Source organism: Endozoicomonas sp. Mp262 (assembly GCF_025643335.1).
In the GTDB taxonomy this organism is placed as follows: Bacteria; Pseudomonadota; Gammaproteobacteria; order Pseudomonadales; family Endozoicomonadaceae; genus Endonucleibacter.
This window is the reverse complement of the sequence record NZ_CP092489.1, coordinates 3821519-3839110: the sequence shown is the minus strand read 5'-3', so window position 1 is coordinate 3839110 and position 17592 is coordinate 3821519. Positions and strand designations below refer to the sequence as shown.

General features: G+C 43.9%; 10 protein-coding genes. 7 read left to right on the top strand and 3 right to left on the bottom strand.

Annotated features, from left to right (window positions below):
- Window positions 1-154: 154 nt before the first annotated feature.
- The 4 genes from MJ595_RS16595 to MJ595_RS16580 all read left to right on the top strand — a co-directional run bounded on the left by MJ595_RS16595 (window position 155) and on the right by MJ595_RS16580 (window position 7600).
- On the top strand, window positions 155-1360 hold the full coding sequence (locus MJ595_RS16595) for a multidrug effflux MFS transporter (protein WP_263079104.1): 1206 nt from the start codon (window positions 155-157) through the stop codon (window positions 1358-1360).
- A gap of 127 nt (window positions 1361-1487) precedes the next feature.
- Window positions 1488-2414 (top strand): hypothetical protein, encoded by a 927-nt coding sequence (locus MJ595_RS16590; RefSeq protein ID WP_263079103.1) that lies wholly within the window; start codon window positions 1488-1490, stop codon window positions 2412-2414.
- A 74-nt stretch (window positions 2415-2488) separates the two neighbouring features.
- On the top strand, window positions 2489-6196 hold the full coding sequence (gene metH, locus MJ595_RS16585; RefSeq protein WP_263079101.1) for a methionine synthase: 3708 nt from the start codon (window positions 2489-2491) through the stop codon (window positions 6194-6196).
- Between the two features lie 81 nt (window positions 6197-6277).
- Window positions 6278-7600: an MATE family efflux transporter gene (locus MJ595_RS16580; protein ID WP_263079099.1), complete on the top strand. Its 1323-nt coding sequence runs from the start codon at window positions 6278-6280 to the stop codon at window positions 7598-7600.
- A gap of 23 nt (window positions 7601-7623) precedes the next feature.
- Here MJ595_RS16580 and MJ595_RS16575 read toward each other — a convergent pair whose 3' ends face one another.
- Both MJ595_RS16575 and MJ595_RS16570 read right to left on the bottom strand, forming a co-directional pair.
- On the bottom strand, window positions 7624-9627 hold the full coding sequence (locus tag MJ595_RS16575) for a hypothetical protein (protein WP_263079098.1): 2004 nt from the start codon (window positions 9625-9627) through the stop codon (window positions 7624-7626).
- Between the two features lie 481 nt (window positions 9628-10108).
- Window positions 10109-10987, bottom strand: coding sequence for a DUF4892 domain-containing protein (locus MJ595_RS16570; protein WP_263079097.1), 879 nt, complete (start codon window positions 10985-10987; stop codon window positions 10109-10111).
- Between the two features lie 391 nt (window positions 10988-11378).
- On the opposite strand from MJ595_RS16570, the gene MJ595_RS16565 reads away from it, so the two are divergent.
- The 3 genes from MJ595_RS16565 (at window position 11379) to MJ595_RS16555 (ending at window position 16722) form a co-directional block, all read left to right on the top strand.
- Window positions 11379-13862 (top strand): hypothetical protein, encoded by a 2484-nt coding sequence (locus tag MJ595_RS16565; protein ID WP_263079096.1) that lies wholly within the window; start codon window positions 11379-11381, stop codon window positions 13860-13862.
- A gap of 159 nt (window positions 13863-14021) precedes the next feature.
- Window positions 14022-14951: a DMT family transporter gene (locus MJ595_RS16560; protein ID WP_263079095.1), complete on the top strand. Its 930-nt coding sequence runs from the start codon at window positions 14022-14024 to the stop codon at window positions 14949-14951.
- Window positions 14914-16722: an aminopeptidase P family protein gene (locus tag MJ595_RS16555; protein ID WP_263079094.1), complete on the top strand. Its 1809-nt coding sequence runs from the start codon at window positions 14914-14916 to the stop codon at window positions 16720-16722. The genes MJ595_RS16560 and MJ595_RS16555 overlap by 38 nt, the downstream gene beginning before the upstream one ends.
- A gap of 20 nt (window positions 16723-16742) precedes the next feature.
- On the opposite strand, the gene MJ595_RS16550 is transcribed toward MJ595_RS16555, so the two are convergent.
- Window positions 16743-17585: an alpha/beta hydrolase gene (locus MJ595_RS16550; RefSeq protein ID WP_263079093.1), complete on the bottom strand. Its 843-nt coding sequence runs from the start codon at window positions 17583-17585 to the stop codon at window positions 16743-16745.
- Between the last annotated feature and the right edge of the window lie 7 nt (window positions 17586-17592).

Here is a 17592-nt window from a genome sequence, read left to right as displayed (position 1 = left end):
GAATCAGCATAAACACTGATTGAATAGAGCTGTTTCTTCAATCATCCTCCGGCTATTTTTATTAGGGGCTGTTGACGTTTGCTCGTGTGCTCAGCCCCTAGCCAGATAGCAAGAAACCCAACTGCTTGCGCCTATAATTTCCCAGAAAATCATCATGCAACACCTGATTCCAGAAAAACACCCTGCGACCATACTGGTTATACTGACGCTCTTTGCTGTGGTAGGCCCTGTATCCATTGATATATTCACCCCTTCCCTACCCGCCATTACCCGGTATTTTTCCACCGATAACGGAACAGCCCAGTGGAGTGTAGGCATTTTTATGCTGGGCTTCTCTATTTCCATGCTAATTTGTGGTCCCCTGGCGGACAGGCTTGGACGCAAAAAGACGTTAATGCTGGGATATAGCCTATACCTCCTGGCAACACTCACCACTCTATATACACAAAGTATCTATGCCTTTATTGCAGCGCGCTTTGCCCAGGCGGTATTTGGTTGCTTTGGTACCGCCATTGCCAGAACCATAGCCCGTGATTATTACAGCGACCAGATGGAAGTCCGGATGCTGGCCTATATCGGTGGCTGTTTGACCATAGCGCCTATGCTGGCTCCCATAGCCGGGGGATTTATCCAGGAATATGCAGGCTGGCAATATAGCTTTGCGGCTATGGCACTGATGGCCATTATTGCAATGCTAGCCCTGCAAACACTCCCTGAACGCCACCAACCCCAACAGCAGAAACAATCAGGTATTTTATCCGGATACGGAAAAGTCTTAACAGACTGGCGCTATCTTCGATTCACCATCGCCGCTGGAGCTGCTTTTGCTGGAGCCTTTGTTTTTGTAGCCGGTGCCCCTTTCGTTATTATTGACCAGCTGGGTGTTACCCCAAAACATTACGGAATGTTATTTGCCATAGCCATTGCTTCTTATATGGTCAGTGCAGCTTATGCGCCAAAACTTAACACTAAACTGAGTCGTGCCGGTTGCCTCAGATTATCGGGCGGACTATTAATTTTGGGAACCCTGGTATCCCTGGTTACGGGCTATATGACCGAGGGGCAGTCAGTGATTGGCTATATAGCAGGTATTGTCATCTATGAACTGGGTCTTGGCATCTATATGCCCATCTGTCAGGCCCGGGCAACAGAGCATATGAAAGATTATATTGGTACGGCATCCGGCCTGATATTCTTTATTGAAATGTTACTGGCTACCCTCATAAGCAGTCTGGTGGGATGGCTGCCAGAGGCAGGCACCACTTCTCTGGCAACTGTGACTTTAGCTGCCGTAATACTATCAACCCTGTGCCTGTTCAGGAGCCATAATACATCAGCTCATCACCCTCAAACGGTATAACCTAGGCAAACTCTCACGATAGAGTCTATATAAACTCTATCGTGAAGATTGTTGGGTACAGCCAATCTATATGGGTTCTTTTTTCTATTTCATGGCAATATTCTTTTTGCTCTGGATAGCTCCTATTATGAAATCAGAGTCAAACAATTTGATCTTTGGCAGCGTATCTAGTGAAGTCTTTCCGTGTATAGAAAAACAACAATTCAAAGCCTTTGCAGGCAGGCTTGGTGAAACTGTTAATTTACAAGGCAAGGATGGAGTCAATACCCCTTATCACCCTACATGCCCTGTACCTCAAAATTATCTGGCTGAAATCAAAGTATATCACACTACTAATTCAATCAATGTGGCTATTAACCCTGTGTCCCTGCCCACTTTATCAAAACAGGAAGCAGTCAATGATTGTAAATCAATATCAATGTCTAATGGCAGCGGACGCCGGCTGATAGGCATAGCACCAGAAACCACCACTCCGAATGTCTGTATGTGTGATTATCCCAAAGTTATCGCAGAATCACTCCGGGATGCACCTGTCATAACAAGTAATGTTAAATATTGTCAAATATGCAGGCAGTATACAAAAGAGTTGGTCAAATTTGAGGAAAAACCGGTTACTTTATCGATGTTAGTAGACACTCCTTACTGCCTCATTGATGTAGGATATCCAGAAAGCCATCTAGCCATATTTTATGGCGAGCAGCAACTGTCCAGACTCGATGAAAATGGTGCAACATTTTTTGTCGAAGAACAAATGATAGGCATTACTGACGAAGAAGGAGGGTTAGTACTTCGTATCTTACTGTATTTATCAAAGGCACTCTTTGGCACCTCAATTGACAAGGGGGTGTATATAATAAAATCATCATTTAAAGAAGCAGGTAAAAAAAATCAGCGCTGTAAAAACATGCTCCTATACAAAGCATATAGCCAAGCAGAGAAAAGGGACATTTTTGAGGTAGCATTGCTAAATGGCAAGTGGCTTTATGCATTCAGTTTAAAAAACAACCAAAATAGATACACCAGCTACTGGAGGGTAGACTCAGACAGTCAGTGACTAAACATCATTCATGTTATATCTGATACCATGCTCCTTATAAATCACAATGATAAAGCAGGAATCAGCAGTTTATGCCTTGTAGCGATACACCCATAGCAATCTCGAAGCGCACCCAATCTCTTAAGCGGTGGCTAAAAAAAAACATTCTGATCCTTGATGGCGCCATGGGCACAATGATTCAAGGCTACAAGCTGAACGAAAATGACTATCGAGGAACACGCTTCAGTCACCACGACTGTGACGTTAAAGGCAATAATGACCTGCTCTGCCTGACCCAGCCGGCCATTATCAGTGATATCCATAAAGAGTACCTTGAAGCCGGTGCGGATATTATCGAGACCAATACCTTTAATGCTACCGCTATCGCCATGGCTGACTATAATATGGAATCGCTGGTTCCTGAGATAAACAGGGAGGCAGCAAGACTAGCCAGACAAGCCGCTGATCTATTTTCTGCTAAAACGCCAGACAAGCCTCGCTTCGTTGCCGGCGTGCTTGGACCTACCAATAGAACCGCCTCGATTTCACCGGATGTTAATAATCCCGGCTTTCGTAATACTTCCTTTAGTGAGCTGGTTGCCGCTTATGAAGAAGCAACCCTAGCCCTGATCGATGGTGGAGTCGATATCATTCTGATTGAAACCATCTTCGACACCTTAAATGCCAAAGCCGCCATCTATAGTGTAAATCACCTCTTTGATCAGTTCGGCTACCGGTTACCCATTATGATTTCGGGGACGATTACAGATGCCTCAGGTCGTACGCTCTCAGGACAAACCACCGAAGCTTTCTGGAATTCTGTCAAGCATGCTTCCCCTATTTCCATCGGTTTAAACTGCGCTCTTGGTGCCAGTGAACTTCGACCTTATCTTGAAGAATTATCCGGACTGGCTGATACCTTTATCAGTGCCCACCCCAATGCGGGATTACCTAATGCTTTTGGCGAATATGACCAGACACCTCAGCAGATGGCTGACATTATTGAAGAATTTGCCCAGTCAGGTCTGATTAATATTATTGGTGGTTGCTGTGGTACTACACCGGAACATATCAGAACCATCGCTGATCGAATGGCTTCTATTACTCCAAGGGAAGTCCCTGAAATTAGTCCTGCCTGTCGTTTAAGCGGGCTGGAACCCTTTAATATCAAAAGTGAATCATTATTTGTTAATGTTGGTGAACGCTGTAATGTCACCGGCTCTGCCCGCTTCAAGAAATTAATTATTAATGAGGATTACGATACAGCACTGGATGTCGCCAGAACCCAGGTAGAAAACGGCGCTCAGGTTATTGATATTAATATGGATGAAGGAATGCTGGATGCCCGGCAGGCCATGGTGACTTTTTTGAATCTGGTTGCCTCTGAACCGGATATTTCTAAAGTTCCAATTATGGTGGATTCATCGAAATGGGAAGTTATTGAAGCCGGCTTACAGTGCATTCAAGGCAAAGGCATTGTCAATTCAATCAGTCTTAAGGAGGGAGAAACACAATTTAAAGAACAGGCCTTACAGTGTAAAAACTACGGTGCAGCTGTTGTTGTGATGGCTTTCGATGAGCAAGGCCAGGCAGATACAGAAGCCCGAAAAATAGAAATATGCCAGCGTTCATACCATATTCTGGTTGATGACATTGGCTTTCCTGCAGAAGATATTATTTTTGATCCCAACATCTTTGCTGTAGCCACAGGGATAGAAGAACACAATAACTATGCCGTAGATTTTATTAATGCCACCCGCTTTATTCATGAGAACTTACCCCATGCCATGGTTTCAGGAGGGGTGAGTAATGTCTCTTTTTCTTTTCGGGGGAATAATCCTGTCAGGGAAGCTATCCATGCTGTATTTCTTTACCATGCAATAAAATCCGGCCTCACTATGGGGATTGTTAATGCCGGGCAACTGGCTATCTATGAAGATATTCCTGAACAACTGCGTCTGAGTGTTGAAGCGGTTATTCTTAATCAATCCTCATCGGCAACAGAAGATTTACTGGCTATCGCTGAGCAATATCGCAGTGATGGTAACCAGGAAGAATCATCGGATGATCATGCCTGGCGTAACGAACCAGTAGAAAAGAGACTGGAACATGCTCTGGTGAAAGGCATTACCACCTATATTCTTGAGGATACCGAAGCTGCCCGCCTTCAGGTTAACCGCCCTATTGAAGTGATTGAAGGCCCATTAATGTCTGGTATGAATGTGGTCGGCGATCTTTTTGGGGCTGGAAAAATGTTTCTGCCTCAGGTGGTGAAAAGTGCCCGGGTGATGAAACAGGCCGTTGCCCATCTTGTGCCATTTATTGAAAAAGAAAAAGGTGGTAAAGCCCGCTCTAATGGCAAGATTCTAATGGCTACGGTTAAGGGGGATGTTCATGATATTGGCAAAAATATCGTTGGTGTCGTCCTTGCCTGCAATAACTTTGAGATTATTGACCTGGGCGTAATGGTTCCCTGCGAAACCATTCTCAAAACCGCTAAGGAAGAACAGGTTGATATTATCGGCTTAAGTGGATTGATTACCCCTTCCCTGGATGAAATGGTTCACATTGCTTCAGAAATGCAACGCCAGGGCTTCACCATTCCACTGATGATTGGTGGAGCAACCACCTCTAAAGCCCATACTGCGGTTAAGATTGAGCCTCAATACCAGAATGATCTGGCCATTTATGTCAGTGATGCCTCCCGTAGTGTAGGTGTTGCCAGTAAACTGGTTAATACAGCACTCAAAGATGAGCTTATTACAGGCAATAGAGCAGAGTATGAAACCATTCGTGACCGTTATGCCAATCGTCAAAAGAAACGCTCACTACTCAGTTATCAAGCGGCGGTAGATAATCGCTTTCAACCTGACTGGAAAAATTATACCCCTCCCAAACCAATCTTCACTGGTACAAAGGTTTTTGAGAACTACCCACTGGAAAATTTGCTGGATTATATCGACTGGACCCCCTTTTTTATTACCTGGGATTTGGCTGGAAAGTTTCCCAAAATTCTTGATGATGAAGTGGTCGGTGAGGCAGCCACAAATCTTTATAATGATGCCCAACGTATGTTAGAAGACCTGGTAAAAAATAACCGTATACAAGCCAGGGCCGTGATTGGCTTTTGGCCGGCAGCCCAGGTTAATTACGATGATATTGAGGTGTATACCGACGAGAGTCATAACCAGGTCAGGGTCAGGCTTCATCATTTGCGACAACAGTCACAACGGCCAGAAAATAAACCTAACTATTGTTTAAGTGATTTTATTGCCCCCAAAGAGACTGAAATAAAAGACACAATTGGTGGGTTTGCGGTTACCGCAGGTATAGGGGCTGATGAATTGGCCAAATCCTACGAAGAAAAAGGGGATGACTATAACAGCATCATGGTAAAAGCCCTGGCCGATCGTCTGGCAGAAGCCTTTGCCGAACATATGCATGAACGGGTGAGAAAAGAATTCTGGTGTTACAGTCCTGATGAACAGTTTGGCAATGAAGAACTCATTAAGGAAAAATATACCGGCATACGTCCTGCTCCAGGCTACCCTGCCTGTCCTGAACATACCGAGAAAGAAACATTGTTTAAACTGTTGGAGGCTGAAGCCAATACCGGTATCTCCCTTACTGAGCATTTTGCCATGTTACCTGCCGCCAGTGTCAGTGGCTGGTATTTTTCTCATCCGGAATCAAGCTATTTTGGTTTGGGGAAAATAGGCATTGACCAACTGGATAGTTATGCCGCACGAAAAGGAATCGCTAAAGAAAAAGCAAAATATTGGCTGCAACCCTGCCTATAATTTTTGGCGGGTTCCACTACAGACAATCCATCCCAGGCTCTATAAAATCGCCGCACCCGTAAATGCTGTTCTGAGGTGCTTTTGAAGGAAGATTATAAGCCCCGTGTGGTCACCATACTGCAACTGGGACTACCTATGATTGTGGCCATGCTCTCCCAGAGTCTTATCAATCTGGTGGATGCCGCCCTGGTTGGTCCGTTAGGAGAAGAGGCCTTAGCAGCAGTAGGTGCTGGTAGTAATGCCACCTTAGTGGCAATGGCCCTGATTGCAGGCGTCTCCTCTGGCGTTCAGGCTCAGGTTGCAAGGAGAGTGGGTAAGGGATTAATAAGTCAGTGTGCTGTGCCTGTTAATCACGGCATTTTAATCGCCTTTTGCTTCGCATTGCCGCTCAGTGTTGCGTTAGTTATTGCTGCCCCTTTTATTTTAAAACTTTATAGCCCCGATTTAGATACGGCAGTTCTCTATTTTCGTATCAGGGTAATGACGTTAACCGCTGCGGTTATGAATATCTCTTTCCGTGGTTACTGGAATGGTACCAGCAAACCTCGGGGCTTTCTGAAAATCTTGCTGATAAGCCATGTATTCAATGCCCTGACCAGTTATATCCTGATTTATGGTAAGTTGGGCCTGCCTGCTATGGGTGTAGCAGGGGCAGCACTGGGTACTTTTTTATCCATGTACCTCTGTGCTTTGTTAAACATTAAAAGTCTCCGCCATAAAGCCAGGCAACATGGGCTGTTTACTCGCTGGAGAGGGCGATCGTCATTTATCCGTCTGGTAACATTGGCACTGCCAGACTCAATCCAGCAGTTTTTCTTTTGTATGGGAATAATGGTTCTCTATATCATTATTTCAATGCTTGGTACCAGCGAAATGGCCATCGCCCATGTATTAATCAATATATCCCTGTTTTTAATATTGCCAGGGGTGGGTCTCGGTATTGCCGCAACCACACTGGTTAGTAAAAGCCTGGGCAAAAAGGATCTGGAAGATGCCTGGCGCTGGGGGCGTGATGTATTAATGGTTGCCGTGGTTATTTTAATGGCTCTGGGAATTCCCTTTATTTTCTTTCCCGGATTTTTTCTATCCTGGTTTCTCCATGATCCAAAGCTGTTAGCAATGGCCAAATTTCCGTTACAACTGGTATGTATCGGCATTATCGTTGATGCTGGTGCCCTGGTGTTGCCTCAGGCTTTACTGGGAGCAGGAGCCAATCGCACAGTGCTTTGTATTCGGTTTTTCTTTCAATGGCTGGTGCTATTGCCACTTTGCTGGCTGGTTGGACCAACCATGGGGTTGGGGCTGTCTGCCATCTGGGCTATCCAAGGCGTACAGCGCTTATTAAGTTCACTGACATTTATTTGGTTCTGGGATAAACGGAAGTGGAGTGTGATTAATATCTGATGCTCTAAAATGGTTCCTATATCTCAACCTTGAGCACTTAATAAGGCTATAATATTCATAAAAACGATATAACAGACGCATAATATTCCCCCCAGCATCACAGCTCTACTGCCTGACCAATAAGGCAATTGCTCTTTTGCTGGAGCTGCGTCATTATTCAACGATAATGATCCTGTTGGTGGATTCATCCCCCTACGAGCACATTTTAAAAAAAGAACAGGTGAAGCAGCCAGTATGGCAATACTGCCTGTATGTATTACCTGACGCATAAGCTCCTGTGGATAAAGATAGTCATTAAATATTTTAACAACTTCATCTTTCACGTCAGGGTCAGTAGTGTACTTATAAATAAACATTAAACTGCAAATGCTATAGCCAATGAGAAAGCCAGCAGTTCTTTCTATATTCATTCGAACACCGAAGCAACCCTGAGTAAGTGCTTGCATGCTCACAATCGACAGCATTTCCAGCATGTAGGCATTTGATTCTATAAATGGGTTATTTCTTGGTTCTAGAAAAAATGAACGCACTAGTTTACTTATCACCTTAGACTGTGACATCACAATAAACGTATCCTTTGTATAATAATTAGCTAGCAAATAATTCAAAACAGCACTTAACTGATGAACAGTGTATAAACTAGCTTTACCAAAATAACCCGCTAATTTTTGTGTAGAGCAACCAGCTCTACATAATACAGGTATAAGTTTATCCAATAGCCAACCCATAGTGCTTGTTGTACATAATTGCTGATAATTTTCTAGCGGCTGATCATTATCAAAAATATCTTCCATAAGCTTTTCTACTTCAAAATTTTTTTCCCTATCTCCCCAACTGACTTTGAATTTTTTAGTTTTTTTAACTTTTTTATTATTTTTTGACTTAATCCTATCTTTTTCTGGAACACGGGTATTTCCATTGACTTTAACATTCTTCTTATCCGCTTTATCTAAACTTTGATACTCAGATTCCTTTAAGCTTGTTCTATGTGTGCTAGCACAGGAAAGTTCATCATCTTGGGAAGATTGAATATCCGTTTTTAATAGCACTCTTTCATCGGGCTGTTGACTCAACCAACTTTTTACTCCATTATCTTTTATATGTTTTTTTGTTTTGCAGTCAAATCCGGTGTCATCTATATCCAAAGAACAAACGATAACATCACTTAAAACACCACTATCACTGTCTATATCAGTTTTGAGATTTATATTATCAAATCTATTATTTAACACTAATAATTCTGCTTCACATTCCTGCTTTCTTAAACTAATTTTAACAAATTGCTCTGATAAGTCATTAACAGTTTCTGTCAACACTCTTTTTGATTCCATATTTTTTTTACATTCCTTATGTAGCACGGCGTTTTGTTTCTGTAATTCCTCATTTCCTCTTTTGAGCCTGTGACATTCTGATTTATGCCTTAATATGACACTTTCCTTTCTATCAATTTCTTCTGCTAACCTTTTTTGTTTTTCTCTCAATTCTTTTATATATATTGTTTTCTTTTTACTTTCATTATACTCCGCTTTATACCAGTCAAAGACTTCATCACATAACCTCTCAGCCTCCTTTAATCGATTTCGCAAACAATCTGTATCCTTGTAATACTTCTCAACAATAACCTCAATAACAAAGTTGGCTACAGGATCATCAAACTTAAACTCATAAGGAAGCCATTTCTTAAGATATTTTACTGGCTTATCTTCTGAAAGGGATATGCTTTCATTATCCATTTGGAATGGTAGCTTATATTTATCATCCAAAAACTTAGCAATGCACCCTATTTTAGAATTAGCATGAAAAATAGTATAACCATCAATATTTACTGCCTGTCCCCCATATAACTGCCCAATGGTTCTCTCCTCTATCAAAATATAGAGATATCCTGGATCGCTTTCTAGGGTAAAAGCTCTAACGAAACCTTGCTTAGGGTCAGTCCAATCAACCTCCTTTGTAGTATATTCTGATAATACGGCAATCGCATCTAAAGTAACTGCCAATAAAGCTAGAAAAATAGCGTATCTCATAAAAAATATAAACCTGCTGCGTGAGTTTTCAGGCTGAAATCATACCTCTAAATGGTTTATTGGGTGTCCAGTCTGAATCTACTGCATTTGATGTGGTTCTAAAGCCCTTAAAAATCGTGCATTACCGAACTTTGCGACAAGCTCTGCCTGCAGCTAACCTGCACATCTTTAATATCAAGGAGTTTAAAAATTAGCAGAAATCGATGAGAAATATCATTTATCAAGTTACAAGCAACATTATGTTTATCAATATTAGCTGCTGTGACATCTATAGCAACAGGACTCCCTCTGGTTATTGAGGGAGTCCTTGAAAGCCATAAAAACATTTTCTCTTTAGTCTATAGTACCCTTCAAAATGCCTTATTCTGGAATACTCTGGTTTACATCAATAGGAAACCCATCTATGAGACGGGTATCTGATTTGTGGGTATTAAGCAATTTACCCAGTTAAGTCACGATCAGCTGTTTGATAACCCGAAGATTAGTTATTAAATATGGGTATTAATTTCGCCTGGTTTTCACCATTGGGTAAATCAGGCTGTATTCCGCTGTAGATTAGTCGAAACCGGGTTTCATCTATACCTTTGGTTACCAGTAATTTTGTTAACTCCTTGGTATGAGATTCGGCATTTTTTTTTGTTTGATCAAATGATTGTATTGAGTCCGGTTTAGGAGAGAAGATGGAGATAATAAGCCTTAAGGAATTATGATTGGATAATATCGTATTAATATCATTTATAAAGTGCTCATTGTCTTTTACAGGAAGATAAGCATAGCCTTGATGCAGCATTTGGCTATACAGCGTCTCTACTCCAAGGGCATTTATACTTTTCCCATCTTCAGGTGCTGGTTTGAATATATCCACCAGCGCATAGCTTCTGCGGTTCCCTCGCCTTACGGTATACACCGAATAATAAACGCTCTGGCCTTTGATGCTTCTTTCTCCGATATAATACGATTGCTCCCTATCCAGACCATAAAGAACAGGAAGTTTAAACACATTATTCGCCCAGAAATTACTGTCACCACAATGAAACCGCTGACACTGGTAAACAGGTTTGGCACCCAGTGCCTCAAACTGCCTGGTGAAGTGATCAAAGGCAGAAAAGCTGGTTAACCCATCGGGTAGCAGATACAACTTCCTGGAAAGTTCCCCGTCAAGCCATTGCTCTGAGTCAGCCTTGATAAGGCCATTGACTTTTTTCATGGCGCTAAAGATCAAGGGATGCTGCTGACGTTCTTCAGAGACAGACTCCACCAGCTTTGCGTTTGCCAGCTCAGCTAAAGAGTCATGGCCAGAGTCTCCACCAGCAAACCTGGATAACAGTATAAGGCCAGTTACCAGATAAATCGTTTTCATCCAAAATCAACCCTAGCCAGTATGGCTTTCTTATAGAACTTATATGATTTTTATGATGGCTTTTAAGCAAGCAGCCAGCAATCGCTACAATAAATAAGATAAATGCAGGTTTAACAAACTCTCATTTTTTACATATTCCCAACACAAACTAACTATAAGGCAACAAGGTTTCTAGCTAACCAATGACTCAAATCAAGACAGCCCATCAATGTCAATACGTTCATACCCCGCCGCATTGCCAATCATAACAATATTTTTAGAATAACACCTACCTGACCAAGGCATAGCCCATAAGCTAACTCTTGCAAAGCATAAGATATAAATCTTACGGGTCAGGTCAGAAAATAAAACAACATCTCTGTTTACTCACTATTTAGGAGTCTCGGGTCCAATGACGTATACCCGACTGGCCAAAGCGATTGCTCTGACCATGCCATTGACACTACTGGCAGCATGTACCAGCAATGATAGTACTGATAGCAACAGCGGCACTACACCTCCCCCCTCATCAAACGGGCCGGTGATTAGCTTTGATCCGGAACATGGAGTCGTACCTTTTCCCAGTGATATCTTTGGCTTTGATGAAGACGGTACCCTCCACATACCGGGCGAGTCCGAATGGAATACAGCCAACTCATCAGAACCCGTCAATGCTTACTGGAACTATATGGGAACCCAAGAGGGCTGGGGAACCTCTATACCTATAGTTATCAATCTTGAAATGCCAGAAAACAATAATGAAGAAAGTATGACTCCCCTCAATGAGAGCACTTTGAAAAATGGCGTCCGACTTTTTTTTGAAAATGAGCACAGCGAGCTTCAAGAGTTATCCTGGAATCAGGATTTCAGGGCAATTATCGGCGAAAATGGCACATTAAATATTGAACCGCTAAAACCTTTCAAAGAACAGACCCGCTACTACCTGGTTTTAACAAAAACCATTACAGACACTAACGGTGAATCCATACAGCCCTCTTCTTCTTATTTAAAACTACTGGAAGGCAATGACCCAACAGCTATTCACCTGCAACAGGTTAATGATAAGCTGATAGCCAATGGCATTGAAGAAAACAGCATTGCTTACAGTGCAGATTTTACCACCACCAGTATTCTTAATACTCTCAGGCCGGTAGCTACAAAGTACCTGAAAGAATACAGTGATGTTCATTTCAATGCGGTAGAAGAGGATGTAACCTCCTACGATAAAAATACCCTCGCCAGCCAGGGGCTAGTTAACCCCGCATTGGAGCCACACCTTGGTCCGGATAGTCTGGATCATAAGTCCACAGACACAGAACAAGACAACTATAAAGTCTTGCGAACCTCCATAAACCTGCCCTACTTCCTGGACTCCCCCGAATACGGTAAAAACTGCGACTACTACCCGGGCATGAAGTCAGGAATAGCCCCTTCAAACCCGAATGAGTATATTGTCAACCCGGCTGCATTTTGTCCGGGTGCTTTCAGTTATTGGCAATCAGGAGCAGATCAGCCATCAGGTTTACCCATTACAGCAAAAACCGCAGGCAATCTTTACCCCTTTAATAAAAATAATAAGGTGGATGTCTTAATCACTATTCCAAAGGATGTATCTAAAAGAGATCCGGTTAAAGGATTTAAAACCTTTATCTACATCCATGGTTTTAATATGGATAAGGAAAGCGCCCGGGGTATGGCCAGTGTGATGGCGGAACATGGCTATGCTGTCATCGCTATCGATCACCCGGTTCACGGCAGTCGTAGTATTGATATTGATAATGACGGTAACTACGAGATTAATGCCACAGGCAATGGTATGGACTTTGCCATGCCAAATAATGTCCTGACCACTAAAAGTTTTATGTATCAGACCTTTGTTGATCATCTGGGTCTTCGCCTGGCTATTGCCAAGGGTATAAACGATCAAAATGGCCCGTTGCTGAATAATGATGAAGTGCATTTAACAGGCATTTCTCTGGGAGGAATCGTTTCCACATCCGTTTCATCACTGATTCGGGATACCCAAAACCAGCATCCGGAGTTTTCAGGGCAGCTGGATCTGAAGTCCACAGCCCTTTCCGTACCTGGAGCAGGCCTCACTTCAATTATGATCCACTCCCCCGCGATTGGTCCTATGGTTAAAGATATAATGAAGCCCGGCGCAGCATTCCGGTTATATCTGGCAGAACAGCTCGGTTATTACAACCCGCTGCAAGACCTTTCCAGCCAGCAAAAGATTGAGGCACTGGACCAGCTTGGCGATTATGAAAATTCCCTTATAGAGGGAAGCCCTGAAAAGAAAGCCTATGAACAATCTGCCAAACAGGCATGGGACTCCTTTTCCAACCTGGCAGAACTCACCATACAGTCCGTGCTTGATCCCATCGACCCCATTAACCATGCCACAGTGTTAGCAAATCACAAAGACGAGCCACTGTTTCTATATGAAGCTGTAGGTGATGGATCGAATGATATTGATATAGTCAAGCTGGGACTGGCTCTAATAAATGAGCGGATTGAATGGAACCCGGGCGATTTCGTAATACCCAACCAAATCCCCTATAGACCACAGGGAGGAACCGATGCATTAATCAGGGCACTAGACCTGCCTATTCTTGAAGGGGGAAGTTATACCGATAGCATCATGCGTGGTGCAGGGCGTTATGGCTATGGAACCCACGGGTCGTCACAAGGATTTGTTGAAACAGAAAAACCTAATATTCTGCCGTATGACCGGGATGTTCATGAAAGCATCGTGACGGCAATGATCAGTTTAGCGGATAGCCATGGCACATCTGTCACAGTGCCTGGAGAATCCCAGGACGGCAAGCCTATTTTACTGGACAAGGAACAATTTTCCGCTAATCCCGAGTATAAGAACAGCAAGCACCCATAAATTGATGAGGGGCGAAAGCCCCTTTCTTGATCAAAAGCTCCTTATATAAAACATAACCATGATAATTATCAAAGAATCCTTCCCCCTGACACTTTAGCCTGCTTACTCCATAAATAATCCAAACTCCACGCACCCTTTAAAACCTGAACAGGATCGCCGATGGAAGTAAAATCCCAGCGCCAGGCAATGCTCTATGGCCTGATGGCTGTACTCTTGTGGTCAACCGTTGCCACAGCGTTCAAGCTAAGTCTTCAGCATCTGACGCCTATCCAGCTGGTGCTCTTTGCCAGCTTAACCTCAGTGCTTTCACTGGGAATATGGGTAACCATCAAAAAATCCTGGAGAGAAGTGGTCAGCGCCTTTAAGAATAAGCCCGGGTACTACCTGCTAATGGGGCTGTTAAACCCGTTTCTCTACTACATTGTGCTGTTCAAGGCTTATGACCTGCTTCCCGCGCAACAGGCACAACCCTTGAATTATACCTGGGCACTGACGCTCACTATTTTATCGGTTCCCATGCTGGGCCAGAGGCTCACTAAAATTGATAGTCTAGCCTGCTGCCTGGGTTATACCGGTGCCCTGATTATTGCTACAGGCGGTAATATTATGACCCTGAACTTCCAAAGTCCGCTCGGGGTTATTCTCGCGTTAACCAGCACCCTGCTATGGGCCCTTTACTGGATATACAACACCCGCAACAATGACAACCCCATTGCCGGCTTACTATTATGCTTCCTGTGCGGTATGCCTTTTGTCATTGCCGCGAACCTGTTCTTTGGCGAAAGCTTTACCTTTAACTGGCAGGGAATTGCTGGTGCCATTTATGTAGGTCTGTTTGAAATGGGTATTACCTTTGTACTCTGGCTAACAGCACTGAAAAAAGCCACCCATATCGCCCGTATCAGCAATCTAATCTTTATTTCACCCTTTTTATCGCTGCTGCTCATATCATTTATTTTGGGTGAACCCATTGCCCCCTCTACATTTATTGGTCTGGTTATCATCGTAACCGCCGTTGTTATTCAGCAAAAACAAAAAGGAACATACGACCATGACAATACCCACCAGCACTTGCGAGAAACGTCTTGAAGACATCAGGGATTTTATGCACAGGGAAAACCTGGCTGCATTTATTCTACCCTGTGCTGACCAGTATCTACTGGAATACCTTGGTCCTGATGCCCAACGTTTAAGATGGCTAACCGGGTTTACCGGAGAGGCGGCCATAGCCATTATTCTGGAAGATAAGGCTGCAATTTTTGTTGATGGCCGCTTTACGGTCCAAGTGCGCCAACAAGTCCCTGAATCCCTGTTTGAATACCATCACCTCATTGAAGAGCCGCATTTACAGTGGTTAAAGGAAACCCTGATGCCCGGGGATCGATTAGGGTTTGACCCGAGCATCCATACTTTCAGTTGGTATAAAGAAGCCAAGGCTCTATTGAAGGAAGCGAATATCGAACTGGCTCAATTACCAGAAAATCCCATTGATAATCTATGGCATGACCGCCCCCAGCCCAATAGCACACCCGGAATCCTTCTGGCAGAGGAACTGTCCGGCTGTAGCAGCGCGGAAAAAAGGCATCAGTTGTCCGAAATCATGCATAAGAAAGGCCTGGATGCCATGATCATTACCCAGCCGGACTCCATTAACTGGTTATTTAATATCCGCGGCAACGATGTTCCCTGTTTACCGGTGGTGTTGGGTTATGCCATTGTCTACCAGAGTGGCAGTGCTGAACTCTTTGTTTCAGAAGGCAAGCTGGACGAAACATTCAACCAGCACGCAGGTAACGATGTCATCGTACAGCACCTTGGCAAACTTGAGCAGGCATTGAGGCAACTGGGAGAAACCGGTGCATATATCCAGCTGGATACAGAAAATACCAACGCCTGGATTCCATTGACCCTGGAACAATCCGGTGCAGAGCTTAAGCATGGGGAAGATCCCTGCATGTTAAAAAAGGCCATAAAGAATACAGCTGAAATCAATGGCATGCGCAAAGCCCATCTTTATGCAGGCATTGCCACCTGTCGTTTTCTGGCCTGGCTGGATAGGGAAGTAGCAAAAGGTTCCCTGCTGGATGAGGGCATACTGGCAGATAAACTGGAATCATTACTGGAAGAACACCCCCATTACCACGGCTGTAGTTTTGATACCATTTCAGCAATAGGACCCAATGCCGCCCAGTGTCACTACAACCATGCACTGGAAACACCCAGAAAACTGGGACGGGATGGCATGTACCTGATAGATAATGGTGCCCAATACCCGGAAGGGACTACCGACATGACCCGGACCGTCAAGGTGGGAAATGTCACCGGTGAAATGCGCGAGCGTTACACCCAGGTTTTACAGGGGCATATTAAACTGGTTGCCTCCTGTTTTCCGCAAGGAACCCGTGGTATCCAGCTTGACACCCTGGCTCGCTGGCCCCTATGGCAAGCGGGAGCTAATTATGATCATGGCACAGGTCATGGTGTGGGGCATTTCCTCAGCGTCCATGAAAGCCCCGCCAGGATGTCACCCCAGGAAGCAAATTCAAGACTACTGCCAGGCATGGTAATCTCCATTGAGCCAGGCTATTACAAGGAAGACTGTTTCGGCATAAGAATAGAAAATCTCTATCTGGTTCGAGAGGCCTATAGATCAGGTGAAATCACATTCCTGGAATTTGAAAACCTGACATTTGCCCCCATTGATTATCGTTTACTCAATCCTGAGATGATGACAAAGGACGACATTCAATGGCTTGATCAATACCACGCCCAAGTCAAAAGAATGATAGCCCCTCATCTGGATGATGATGATCTTGCCTGGCTCAATAAAGCAACCCTGCCTTTAATTGAGCACTTATAATGCTTTTGAAATAAGCCACATCAGAGCAGGTTGACAAGGGTATTGGCAACCTTTTCAGCCTGCTCTTCCATATGAAAATGATGACCGCCTTGAAAGGGGTGAAGATGGATATGGGCTAACTCATTAGCATGCTGTTCTAACAAAGGTTTTATAATTCCCTGCTCACTGAAAAACAAATGACACTCCTGGGTCAGCGCTTTGGGAAAAGCCAGGGATTGTTCAATGGTCATACGAAAAGGTGATGGCATGGAAATACGGGGATCTGTTCGCCATTGCCAGCCTCTCTCTGTTTCAGTCATTGCCCTTTCCACCAGCAGCCTTGCGGAATCCATACTTACAGGGAACCTTCCTCCTGCCCTGGCCTTGATTGCCGATTCCAGGGAAGAATAGTGGTTAATCCTTCGCCCTTGCCGTATTTTCTTTCGGGCTTGTAAATAGCTCGCAAGTACTCCAGGCAAGCTGCTGGCATCACAGGGAACAGGGTTAACGCCATCAATCAGCACTACCTTTTCAACCCGCCTTGGTACGGAAGCAGCAACCATCACAGAAATAACCGCTCCAAGAGAATGACCCAGCAGAGATACCTGGCTAAAGCCCAATGCCTCAATAATATTGACAACATCTTCAACGTAGCTCCAGATACCGTAGTCCACTCCTTCAGCCCTGTGGTCAGAACAACCATGCCCGGCAAGATCAACAGCAATAAGCCTGATGCCTTTTAGATGATTTGCCAATGGCATAAAACTGGCCGCATTATCCATCCAGCCGTGAAATGCCAACAAAGGCAGGTCTTCGGACGCCCCCCATTCAAGTGCCGAAAAGTTCATATTTCCTACAGGAATGGTAATCTCTCCGGGCTGCATGAGTCAC